Origin of the sequence: Burkholderia sp. SIMBA_051 (genome assembly GCF_046534915.1) — a bacterium.
Classification (GTDB): domain Bacteria; phylum Pseudomonadota; class Gammaproteobacteria; order Burkholderiales; family Burkholderiaceae; genus Burkholderia; species Burkholderia ambifaria.
On sequence record NZ_JAWRXS010000001.1, the window covers coordinates 594,547 to 605,923 of the forward strand.

9 protein-coding genes are annotated in these 11,377 nt (G+C 62.5%); 4 read left to right on the forward strand and 5 right to left on the reverse strand.

The window, feature by feature from the left end; all coding sequences use genetic code 11:
- Window positions 1-13: 13 nt before the first annotated feature.
- From SB771_RS02585 to tssB, 5 genes are all read right to left on the reverse strand, one after another.
- Window positions 14-784, reverse strand: a complete 771-nt coding sequence (locus tag SB771_RS02585; RefSeq protein WP_175659648.1) for a DUF3304 domain-containing protein — start codon at window positions 782-784, stop codon at window positions 14-16.
- Window positions 777-1,769: a DUF4123 domain-containing protein gene (locus SB771_RS02590; protein WP_175659649.1), complete on the reverse strand. Its 993-nt coding sequence runs from the start codon at window positions 1,767-1,769 to the stop codon at window positions 777-779. Before SB771_RS02590 ends, SB771_RS02585 begins: the two co-directional genes overlap by 8 nt.
- Entirely contained in the window at window positions 1,769-4,120 is a 2,352-nt protein-coding gene (locus tag SB771_RS02595) for a type VI secretion system Vgr family protein (RefSeq protein WP_175659650.1), read from the reverse strand. Before SB771_RS02595 ends, SB771_RS02590 begins: the two co-directional genes overlap by 1 nt.
- A 78-nt stretch (window positions 4,121-4,198) precedes the next feature.
- Entirely contained in the window at window positions 4,199-5,749 is a 1,551-nt protein-coding gene (tssC, locus tag SB771_RS02600; RefSeq protein WP_006750267.1) for a type VI secretion system contractile sheath large subunit, read from the reverse strand.
- Between the two features lie 73 nt (window positions 5,750-5,822).
- Window positions 5,823-6,335 (reverse strand): type VI secretion system contractile sheath small subunit, encoded by a 513-nt coding sequence (gene tssB, locus SB771_RS02605; protein ID WP_006750268.1) that lies wholly within the window; start codon window positions 6,333-6,335, stop codon window positions 5,823-5,825.
- 579 nt (window positions 6,336-6,914) lie between these two features.
- Here tssB and tssK point away from each other — a divergent pair.
- The 4 genes from tssK to SB771_RS02625 all read left to right on the forward strand — a co-directional run bounded on the left by tssK (window position 6,915) and on the right by SB771_RS02625 (window position 11,374).
- A complete protein-coding gene (tssK, locus tag SB771_RS02610) occupies window positions 6,915-8,264 on the forward strand; it encodes a type VI secretion system baseplate subunit TssK (RefSeq protein ID WP_175659651.1) in 1,350 nt (449 codons plus the stop codon).
- Between the two features lie 80 nt (window positions 8,265-8,344).
- Complete coding sequence (locus SB771_RS02615) at window positions 8,345-9,019, forward strand: DotU family type IV/VI secretion system protein (RefSeq protein ID WP_175659778.1); 675 nt, start codon at window positions 8,345-8,347, stop codon at window positions 9,017-9,019.
- An 11-nt stretch (window positions 9,020-9,030) separates the two neighbouring features.
- Window positions 9,031-10,794 carry an OmpA family protein gene (locus SB771_RS02620; RefSeq protein WP_175659652.1) on the forward strand — a complete coding sequence of 588 codons (1,764 nt, stop codon included), beginning with the start codon at window positions 9,031-9,033 and terminating at the stop codon, window positions 10,792-10,794.
- 94 nt (window positions 10,795-10,888) lie between these two features.
- Window positions 10,889-11,374 (forward strand): Hcp family type VI secretion system effector, encoded by a 486-nt coding sequence (locus SB771_RS02625; RefSeq protein ID WP_006750272.1) that lies wholly within the window; start codon window positions 10,889-10,891, stop codon window positions 11,372-11,374.
- Window positions 11,375-11,377: the final 3 nt, after the last annotated feature.

The window sequence follows — 11,377 nt, forward strand, 5'->3', positions numbered from 1 at the left end:
TACGAAACAATGCCTAATCGAAGCGCCCTTGCTTGATCTCCTGTACAACAGCATCTGGCAAACTCTGCATCGCTGTGCCGAAGGCTCCAGGCTTGCCTTTGGTGTCCTTCAAGATCCGCTGCACGACAGGATGCTCATCGAACTTCGGGTTGATGAGTTGCGTGTAGTACACGTACTGCTCCAAATCCGTTGAATCAGTCAGGCGGTACTTCAGCCACCCTTGCGACGCAACGCGCGCTGTGCGCCTATACGCTACGGCCATATCTGCGTTGTCCGGGTTCGCCGCCTTCCCGTATTTGGTTTGAAACCAGTAATCCACTTCCGTGTAATCGATCCTCGTCCCGCTCATGTCGTTACGAATCTCAAACTCGATGTGATCGTCTGGATAAAAGTGCACGGCAAGCACGTCCTCCCCTGCTCCACCGGCAACTTTCGTTGGCGGAAATTTGACCTCAGTCGTCTTGTGGATCTTCTTGATGGGCGCATATAGGTCCTTGATGGCTTCATCCGCGTCATAGACCTCCCACTCAACCGTGAAATCCGTTCCCTTCAGCTTGTAGCAGCAAGTTAGACTGCCGGCTCCCGAACCCGGCGGCAAATCCCCCCCTCCACTCGCTCTGTTGCCGTACTTGTCACGAATCGTGAAATCGCTCAGATTGAACGGCGTGTAATTGAGCCCCATGATGCTGACGCCGCGGTAGGTCGGCTCGGATGGAAACGCGTCGCAGCCGGCTTGCGTTAGCGCTATCGCGACCGCCAATAAGGCGAAGAGCCACCTAATCATGCGAGGTCCCTCCCGCATCCGCGCAATCCGTGGTCATGCGAGACGCCTCCCGCAACACATCAGCGTCGATACGACTCAACGCATCCCCAAACTTCTGCTCGCCGTTCATCGCGCGGGCCAGCCGCTCGTGAATCACCGGATGTTGATCGAACCGCGGCGAAATGACGACGCCCTTTGAAACGTAGTTCAAGAGATCGTCATCGTCGGCTATACGGTATCGATCGGCACGCTCCAACTGTTCAGAAACACTTCGGTAAAGCGCCAGATCCGTAAAATCGTCGAGCATCGCTCCATACATCGTGCGCAGTTGCATCACGAGCTTGTCGGCACGGCCAAGCTGCAGCAACGCCGTGTGCTGCTCCGCCGTCATCGCCTGCTCTTCCCCGGCTACACCATCGGTCGCACCCGCATCGTTACACCATACGATCTCGCTCAATTCGCGATCGCGATACCAGATCTCGGCGCACGGCGCGAGAAACGTCTGCGCCTGTTCTCCGGTCCAGACCGCCCTCAACCGCGCAAGAATCCGGTTATCGTAAAAATGCAGGAAGTACGCGCGCTTGTCCGGCGTCGAATAACGACAGAACGATCGAAAATGCTCAATCAGAAACTGACTCGGAAACGGAGACCATATCCACGTCAGCATGTGCAGTTCGCTCGCCTCTTTCCAGAGCCGCCGCACGAGCCGGCTCTGCAGATCGCGCGCATCATCCAACGCGAAGCGATCGATCGCAATCAGATAGGGGGCGATGTCCGTATAGGACTCGAGAACGGTGCCGCCCCACAGCGACTGCCATTCAAGCCTGGGGACCTGAACCAGCAGCTTGTCGAGATCCGGATTGGCACGTGCATCGGCGAGTATGTAAAGGTAGGCCGAAACGTCCTCGGCATCAAACGCTTCGAATTGCGCCAACAATCGATTACGCCACACCTCCCATGCCGCGTCCGAATCGCCGGTCGACATCGCAAGCTCGGTTCCGGTCATCAGGCGACCTCCGTCATCGCTTCGACACCACGGTGCGCATCCAGCAAACACTCCTTGCATGGCCCAATGGGCATACTCGGTAGGGGAGCCGAAAGAGAAGCGGGACCGGTCCAGCGGAAATTTCCACACTTGAGCGTGATATCGCCCGGGCATCCGAGTTCGATGTTGCCGCCATCGATCTTGAGATAGGCGCCACCGCTTGTCAGTGTCAGCGCACCACGCGAGGCCGCGAGAATCGCGCCATCGCTACTGGTGAAGTTCAAGTCCTTCGATGCCGATAGCGCCATCGCACCCGTGCGGGCCTGGACGACAACATCCTGTTTGGCTGCGGTGACCCGCACCCCCTGTGCCTGCGCGAAGAGCGATACCTGTCTTCCCGCCGCGACGGTGAAGTTCCGCATGATTCCGACGTCGAAATTCCCGCCGGCAGTCGCGATCAGATTCCGGTCTGCATTGACCTGCAAATGCGCCCCGGACGTGAGCCCGATACCCGAGGGTGCACTCGCGAGAATTGCAGAGCGTTTCAAGCCATCCAGTGCTTCCGCATAGAACGACTTCTGCTGCTGCAGCTCGGCGACGGTCGCCTCTGCAGCCCGCACCGCCTCGGAAAGCGACTCCATGCGGTCGATTGCCCGCTGCAGCTGCTCCTGCGCGCCTTTCATGTCGAGCTGGTGCCCCGACGCTCCGACCTGCGCCTCGGTACTCAGCAGCATGCCCTTCGGGCCGCGCGCGGCAAGATGCCCGTCGGTACGTAGCTCGGCCCCTTGACCTCGTTCGTGACGGGCATCATCAACCATGTGCCCCAGATTCAGCTCACTGGTCTGAGTTGGCGTCGTGAGATGAATATGCTCACTCCCCTCCTTATCCTCCATCCGCAACTCATTCCGCGCAGCCGTCCGAATAAGGTTCCGCGTATGGTTCAGGTTGTTCACCAGATCCGGATGCACGCTGTCATGCATCGCCCCGATGATCACCGGCCGGTTCGGATCGCCGTCCGTATGGACGATCGCCACCTCCGCCCCGTCGATCAACGGAAAGTGATGCCCGTAGTTGTCGCCGCTGTACGGCTTCGCAAACCGCACAGGCCGGCTCGTCCCGCCCGGGCTCCATTCATCGAGATCGAACGGCAGCTTGATCACGTACCAGCCCTGCTCGGTCAGATACGCATACTTGTAGTTGCCCGGCGACGCAATCCGCGCCGGCAGAATCCCGTCCACCACCGGCCGCGAAACCGATGCCACCGGCGTGCGCCACACGCGATCCGACGGAATTCCCTCGAACGCCACCCAGAACGACTCATTCCGCCCGCCGTGCGACTCGACCGACGTAACGAAAACCCCGTGCTTCGCGTCAGCCGGTTTCGGCTCGACCCGCATCACCTCGCCGGCTTCGAGCCAGAACGGATTGCCCGTCCCCTTGAACGTGATCTGCGTCGCCAGATAGGCCTCGTGCCGCAACCGCGCAACCCGCTTGCCCTCCTCCGGCGTCTCGTAATGCTCGCCCCAGCGATAATCGACCGCGCTCGTCGTCTTGTCGTCGCGCGCGGCGTTTTCCTCGACCAGCAGCGATACCTCGGCTTGTCGATGGTTGTAGTCGTGCAGCCGCACCGCCTCGGGCACACGCTTCATCTCGCGCCCGAGCGTCTTGATCGCATCCGCACCGACACTCTCGAGCCCCGAGTCACGCCGATACTGCACCATGCGCTGCTTGCGCGCATAGGCATCCAGATCGTCGCCGAACACAACCACTGCGCGATCCTTCTTTTGCTCCCAGCGAAACCAGATCCCTTCTTCCGCGCAAAGGCGCTGAATGAAGGCAAACGTCGTCTCGTGATACTGCGTCACGTACTCGCGACGCTTGTACTGTCCACGCAGCTGAAACTGGAAATCGACACCCGCGCGGTACCCGTAATGTCGCAACGTGTCGGTCACGATCTCCTCGACCGACTGCTTCTGAAACAACCGGCTGGTCACGCCGCGATCGAGATCGGCCAGTGTCGGCTCCAGCACGACCCGGTAGCGCGTTTCGTCCGCCGACGTCTCCAACTCGTCGAACTGCGTGATCACGCCATGAACCGTATACGCCGCCGGCTTTGCGCTGAACTGCGCGGCGTTCTCCCCGAACATCTTGCGCAGGTAATCCATGTTCGAATCGACCGGATCCGCGCTGAACTTGGCCGATCGCCCCAGCACCTGATCCATCGGGATCCCTGCCATCGGGCTCGTGAATTCGATCTCGTATCGATAGAGCTGGCTCACGCGGTCCAGCCCGGTGAACTTCAGGATCGAGAACGGCGCCGGGTGCGGCGCCAGCTTCAATTCATAAGCCTGCGAAGGCAGAATCATCGACATGGAATCTCTCGGTTGCGCGACTGCACGGCACGCCGGGGTGCCCCTGTCCACCCCGGCGCCACTGCGACTAACGTCAGATCAGTTCTTGGACTTCGGCATCTGCGACACGAGCGACAGCCCGATATCCATCCCTTCGACCTGGAAGTGCGGGACGATGAACAGCTTGATCCGGAAGAAGCCCGGATTGTCCTCGATGTCCTCGACCGTGACCTTCGCCTCGCGCAACGGATGCGACGCCTGCAGCTCGTCACCCGGATCCTTCATCTCGGTCACGAGCCCCTTGATCCAGTTGTTCAACTCGAGCTCGAGCAGACGACGATCCTTGGTCGTGCCGATGTTCTCCCGCTGGATCAGCTTCAGGTAGTGCGCGATGCGCGACAGCAGGAAGATGTACGGCAGCCGTGCGTTGATACGGCTGTTCGCGGTCGCTTCCCGGGTCTCGTACAGCGCGGGCTTCTGCGCCGAGTTCGCGGAGAAGAAGCACGCGAAGTCGTGGTTCTTGTAGAACGACAGCGGAATGAAGCCGAGATTCGCGAACTCGAATTCGCGCGTTTCGGGGATCAGCACCTCGGTCGGGATCTTCGGCTGGTGGCCGGTGCCGAGGTCGTACAGGTGAACCGGCAGATCCTCGACCTTGCCGCCTGCCTGCGGGCCGCGGATCTGCACGCACCAGCCGTTGCTAACAAAGCTGCGCACCATGTTCGCCGCGAACGCGAACGACGCATTCATCCACAGGTACTTGTCGTGGTCGGGGCCCTTGACGGCCTCCTCGTAGTTGAATGCCCGCACCGGTGCCGTGTCCTTGCCGTACGGCAAACGGCCGAGCACGCGCGGCATCGTCAAGCCGACGTAACGCGCATCGTCGGTATCGCGGAAGCTCTTCCACTTGATGTACTCGGCGCGATCGAAATAGTTTCCGATATCCTGGATCGCGGCGACTTCCTCCATTGATTGCTTGCCGAAGAACGCCGGCCCGACCGAGCCGATGAACGGCATGTGCGCGGCGGCCGCCACCTTCGAGATGTTGCGCAGCAGTGCGACGTCCATCGGCGAATTCGCGAACTCGAAGTCGCTGATCATCGCGCTGATCGGCTGACCGCCCGGCGTGTCGTATTCCTCGATGTACGTCAGGCGGTACAGGCCGCTCTGGATCAGTTCCGGCGTGTCCTCGAAGTCGCGCTGCAGCGCGTCCTTCGACACGTCGAGCACTTCGATGCGGGCGTTCTTGCGGAAATCGGTGCGGCTCACGAGCATCTTCAGGCCGCGCCAGCGTGCCTCGAGCGCCTGGAATTCCTGCGTATGCATCACGGCGTCGAGCTGGCGGCTGATCTGCCGGTCGATCTGGCCGATATGGAAATCGAGCAGCGACTTGTCGAGGCGGTCAACCGGCTGGCTCGCGTTAGCGACGAGTTCGAGGAATGCGCCCATCCCGCGCGCGATGCGCTCGTCGGCCGACGCCTCGGACAGCATGTCGTTGTCGCGGAACGCCTCGAGCGGGCGCGCTTCGCTGACGGGCTTCAGGTTGATCTTGCTGCACAGCGACGCATAGACGCTGTCGATATCCCCGTGCGGGGCGTCCAGCACGACGGTCTCGCTCGCGCCGGCGTGCTGCGTTTCAGTGGATTTCATGGCGTGTCCTGTCTGCGATCGAATCGCTACGATGTTGCGGAATGCGCTGAACGCGCGTTTTGCCCAGCGCGTTTCACGCATGCCCTTCCGGCTGCGTCGCGGCGGTCGCGATCTGCGCGAGTTCGCCGCGCAGCTTCGCGGACAGGCGATCGTCCTTCAGCACCTTCTCGAACTCGCGACGGAACGTGCCGTTGTCGAGCAGGTTCGATTTCAGGTCGCGCAGCAGATTGCGCATCGCGAGGAGCGCCTGCAGCTCGGGAATCTGGCGCGCGACCTGCTCGGGCGCGAAATCCTTGATCGAGCGGAACGACAGGTTGACGGGCAGTTCCGAACCGTCGCCGGCCAGCGTGTTGTCCGCGGCGATCCTGAGATCCGGCGCATAGTCGGCCAGCACGGCATCGAAGTTGTTCTTGTCGATGTTCACCTTCTTGCGCTCGGCAAGCGGCGCCTGCTCACGGCCGGCACTGAAGTCGCCGGCGACCAGCAGCTTCAGGGGCAACTCGACCTTCTTCTGCGCTCCACCCGTATGCAGGTCGAGCGTGATCGACACCCGGCTCTTCGGGATCTCTCGCTGAAAGCTATCCAATTCGTTCTCCTTATCTCAGGAAGCTTGAAGACTCCGCGACACGCACCCGCAAGTCATGGGTGCATCGCCGTCCGTACCGCCCATGCCAACCCCGCAACGTGCATCGACGAACGGCCCATCCGGATATTCGCGGCCCGATATCCGACTCAGGCGGCAGAAAATATCACGCTCTTTGTCAGCGAGTAAACCCGAAACACGGAAAATTGAAAATTAACGACACGAGGTCTTTTGCAAATGAGACTAGTCCGATTCCCTGATGCATTCCAGACACGCTATCCGAATCCCACACGCTCGCCCGCAAATCACTATCAAGCAAATTTACAACGATCTCACAACATTTTGATTTATATGCGACTTCCACAAAAAACACGGAACACAAAATCTCAATAAAAACTCCACTCGACACCGCTCGCACCGACGAAACACCCCGCACCCAATAAATCTCAAAATAAACATCCCATTTATCTCAATTTATCCGAGACATTTCACAACAAATTCGAATAAAACGGGGTATACGAAATCAGAAAACGATGTATAGAATCGGCGCCTCATAATTCCTACATCGGTATTGACCACACCATGCGGATCGACAAACCGCTCTGGCATGAAGGGCTGATTCTTACGCAGCAGCATTTCCAGCAGCAGGAGCGCTGGAACGGGTTCGCGCTGCAACAACTGGCTTCGGCTGTCGCCGTATCGCCATGGGGAACGCTGAACGTCGACATCGACGAGGAGGCGCTGTCCTCCGGCCGCCTGAAGCTTGCGCGGCTGCAATTGCGCTTCCCTGACGGCACGCCGATCGACACGACCGTCGCCGACGCATTGCCGCCGGCGCGCGACCTCGTCGGCGAAATTCCCGCCGATACACAGACCGTCGACGTACTCGCCGCGCTCGCGCTACCGGACGCGAACGGCAGCAACTGCCGTTTCGGCGAAACGGCGCTGGCCCGCCCGCGTCGCGCGTATCGCGAGTTCGTCAAGGTGACGGACCTGAACGGCTCGGCCGAAACCGAAATTGCCGCCGAGCGTCACGCCGTCCGGTTGCTGTTCGGCTTCGAATCGCACGCCGACGACACGGCATGCGCGATCGCACGCCTCACGCGCACGACGAGCGGGCAGTTCCAGGTCGATCGCCGATACGTGCCGCCCTGTCTCGCGCTATCCGGGCACACGCTGCATATCGAGCGTATTCGGCGGATCGCCGACATCCTCGCCGCCAAAAGTGCGCTCCTCGGTGCGCGCCGCAGCGAGCGCATCGAGCAGGTGGCCGAGTACGGCGTCGCCGACGTCCAGCTGTTCTGGCTCCTGCATTGCATTCACCAGGCGTGGCCGCAACTGCGCTTCCTCGCGTCGCACCCGGCGCAGCCGACCGATCGCCTGTACCAGGTGCTCGCCCAACTGGCCGGCTCGCTGATCACGTTCTCGACACGCGTGTCGCTGACCGACATTCCACCCTACGACCACGCGAGCGCCCATGACGTGTTCGCAGCGCTCGAATCGCTGATCCGCGATCTGCTCGACGCGATCATTCCGTCGCGCGTCGTCTCGATCGGGCTCTCGCATACGACGCCGACGACCTGGGTCGGTCAGTTCCGCGACGAGCGCATCGTCGAAGACGCCGCGGACTGGTATCTATCCGTCAATGCCGCGTTGCCGGCGCTCGAGCTGCTCGAACAGTTTCCGCGCCTCTGCAAGATCGGCGCACCGGACGACGTCGAGCACATCGTCAATTCGGCGGTGGCGGGAATTCCGCTCAAAGCCGTGCAGCGGGTGCCCGGCGCCATACCGGTCCGGCTGGACAACCACTATTTCGCGCTCGATGCGCACGACGCCACGCACGCGCGGATGCTCGCCGCGCGCGCTTGCCAGATCTATCTGCCCGCGTCGATTCCCGACGCGTCGCTCGAACTTTATGCGGTGCTGCGCTGATGAATGCCGTCGCCTCCATGCGTCACGAAACCGCGCTGCTTGCGCACGATCCATCTTCCGGTCATGCACAGCGATCTTCGATGCGCGCGCTGTTGCGCGATACCGCATTGCTCGTCACTCACCTGTCGAACGGCGGCGAAGTCGACAACGCCGCAAGCCTGCGTGAGCAGTGTCGCCTGCTGGTCGCGCAGTTCGCGACCGCGCTCGATGCGCAAGGCATTGCCGCGGACGTACGGGACGACGCGATCATCGCCCAGTGCGGGCTGATCGACGAAGTCGCACTGCGACACCTGCCGGCTTCCGCCAAGGCGAAGTGGGAATCCACGCCGCTACAGGTCGAGCGATTCGGCACGCACGATGCAGGCACGCGCATCTACGAGCGGCTCGACTACCGGATGCGCGAGCCTGTGCCGAACGTCGACCTGCTCGAATGCTATGCGGCCGTTCTCGGCCTGGGATTCCGTGGCCGGTATGCCGCTCGCTCGGGGTCGTCCGCGGGCACCCATGACGGTGAGGCGAAACGTCAGGCACTGATCGCCGCGCTGGTTGCGCAGATCGATCAATTGCGCCCGGCGGTCCGCCCGGGATTCGTCACCGATCGCTCCAACACGCGACTGCTCGACCGGCTCAGGCATGTGTCGCCATGGATGATCGCGGGCGCGGCATGCGTCATCGCGATACTCGTCTGGTTCGCGTGGGATCGGATCCTCGATGCCGAACTGGCCCAACTCGTCCAGCAAGCGAAACGGCCGTGAGTTCGGGCACCATGCTCCCTACGGCAGCAACCCGCGCCGATTCCAATGCGGCACGCGCGGCGTTGTCGGGCCTGGGCTATCCGGTCCGGACGGTCGTGACGCTGTCCGCGGCACTGGCACTGGCCGTCGTCGGGTGGGTTGTACCCGTCGAGCGCGGCGTCATGTGGGGATGGGTAGCGCTCGTCGTCGCGCTTTCCGCGCTGATCGTCTGGTTGCATTCGCTCGGATTGACGCGCGCCCGCGAACAAAACGTTCAGGTGATCGCACAACTGGGCGCGGCGACCGCCGACCTGCCCGTCACGCTGCGCACGAGAATGCCGCTCGCGCTCGTCACGGGCGACGGTCTGTCCGCGTTGTTCGATCGCGATACGGCCATGTCGCGTTTCGTGCATGTCGGCGACGGCGCGATCTGGTTGCGAGCCGACCGCCCTCAGGATCTTCCCCGGCTTGCCGTCGCGGTCCGCCAGTGGCGGGACGGTCATGCGCCGGATTGTGTCGTGCTGGCGGTCGCGCCGGGCCTTCATGCGAACGACGACACGCTGTCGCAGTCGCTGCGCGTGATCCGGCAAGCCGTGGCCGATGCGTCCCGCATGCTCGGCACGTCGCTGCCGGGCTATGTCGCCCTCTATCAGCGGCTCTCGAACGCAAATGCCGCGGCGACGTTGCCCGCCGTCGAATCGGCGGCCCGGTGGTATGGCATGTCGACCGGATCGGCCATCGTCAACACGCATCGCTTCGACACCACGATCGAAGCAGCCGAGTCGGATGCGCTCCATGCCGACGGCAGCCCCGCGGTCGCGGCACGCGCCGCCGGCGTCGCATCGATGATCGGATGGACCCGACGCGTCGTGTTCAACACGCTGACGGATCGACGCCAGCCCGCATCGCCGTGGCCGTTGTTCGGCGCGGGCTGGATCGACCATGGCCCGGCGAGCGGCCCCGGCAAACCGTGGGAACGTGAAGTCCGCAGCCTGACAGGTATCGCCCCGGCCGCACTGCCTGCGTCGCCGACGCCGTGGCCATTGCCGCAGCCGCTGATCGACGCGATGCCGCGCCGCACGTGGCGGTCGCCGCGCATCACCGCCGCCGCGCACGTCATCGCGATCGTCGCCTGCGCCGCAATCGCCGCCATCTGCGGCGCCGCAAAGAACAACGAGGCGTTGATGACCCGCATCGGCGAGCACCTCCAACACTACAACCGTATCCCCGCCACGCACGACGCGGCCAAACGCGACGCGCTCCGCGTCCTTGCGTCGGACCGCGATCAGCTCGACCGGTACGCACGGGTCGGCGTGCCGCTCCGGCTGTCGTTCGGCACCTATCGCGGCGCACCGCTGCTGCCCGTGCTCAACGACGCAATCGCGTCGTACGAACCGCCCCCGCCGCCGCCCGCCGTCGTCACGCTGGACAGCATGTCGCTATTCGACAGCGGCAAGGCAAGGCTCCGAACGGGCACCACGCGCGCGATGGTCGATGCGCTCGAACTGATCAAGGCCCATCCGGGCAAACGCGTGCTCGTCGCCGGCTATGCGGACGATCAGGGTCGGCCCGATCGCAATCTGAAGCTGTCGATCGATCGCGCGTCGGCCGTGCGCGACTGGCTCGTCGAAGCGTCCGGTATCCCGCCGACACGGTTCGCGATCCAGGGCTACGGCGATACGCGGCCGGTCGCGGACAACGCCACGCCGGAAGGGCGGGCGAAGAATCGTCGGGTCGAGATCACGCTCGTGCCCGATACACCGGTGCCTGCCGTCCCGACCGGCGCCGCGAGGTAACACGCGTTTGGGTTCCCGGGGCGGTCGCCCCGGGGTTATCAGCGCCGGAATTCGGTTCCGGCGATTCGCAGTACGAAGAAGAAGGAGTGAACAAATGGCAATTCCGGCCTACATGTGGCTCAAGGACGACGGTGGCGCGGACATCAAGGGTTCGGTAACCGTCCAGGATCGCGAGGGTAGCGTCGAACTGGTCGCGTTCGATCATGGCGTGCACATTCCGACCGACGGCAATACGGGCAAGCTGACCGGCACGCGCGTGCACAAGCCGATCACGCTGACGAAGGAGACCGACGCGTCGACGCCGTACCTGTACAAGGCCGTGACGAGCGGCCAGACGCTGAAGTCGGTCGAGATCAAGTGGTATCGAATCGACGACGCAGGCAAGGAAAAGGAATACTTCAACACCAAGCTCGACAACGTGAAGATCGTCGCGGTGAAGCCGAAGATGCTCGACATCAAGAACCCGGACTACGAGAAGCACAACCATCTCGAAGACGTGGAACTGCGTTACGAGACGATCACGTGGTCGTACAAGGACGGCAACATCATCCACAAGGACACCTGGAACGAACGTTCCTGATGG

What these genes read in the sequence shown, in the direction of transcription:
- SB771_RS02585 (WP_175659648.1), bottom strand. Translation starts at nt 784, where the DNA reads ATGATTAGGTGGCTCTTCGCCTTATTGGCGGTCGCGATAGCGCTAACG.
- SB771_RS02590 (WP_175659649.1), bottom strand. Translation starts at nt 1,769, where the DNA reads ATGACCGGAACCGAGCTTGCGATGTCGACCGGCGATTCGGACGCGGCA.
- SB771_RS02595 (WP_175659650.1), bottom strand. Translation starts at nt 4,120, where the DNA reads ATGTCGATGATTCTGCCTTCGCAGGCTTATGAATTGAAGCTGGCGCCG.
- tssC (WP_006750267.1), bottom strand. Translation starts at nt 5,749, where the DNA reads ATGAAATCCACTGAAACGCAGCACGCCGGCGCGAGCGAGACCGTCGTG.
- tssK (WP_175659651.1), top strand. Translation starts at nt 6,915, where the DNA reads ATGCGGATCGACAAACCGCTCTGGCATGAAGGGCTGATTCTTACGCAG.
- SB771_RS02615 (WP_175659778.1), top strand. Translation starts at nt 8,345, where the DNA reads ATGCGCGCGCTGTTGCGCGATACCGCATTGCTCGTCACTCACCTGTCG.
- SB771_RS02620 (WP_175659652.1), top strand. Translation starts at nt 9,031, where the DNA reads ATGCTCCCTACGGCAGCAACCCGCGCCGATTCCAATGCGGCACGCGCG.
- SB771_RS02625 (WP_006750272.1), top strand. Translation starts at nt 10,889, where the DNA reads ATGGCAATTCCGGCCTACATGTGGCTCAAGGACGACGGTGGCGCGGAC.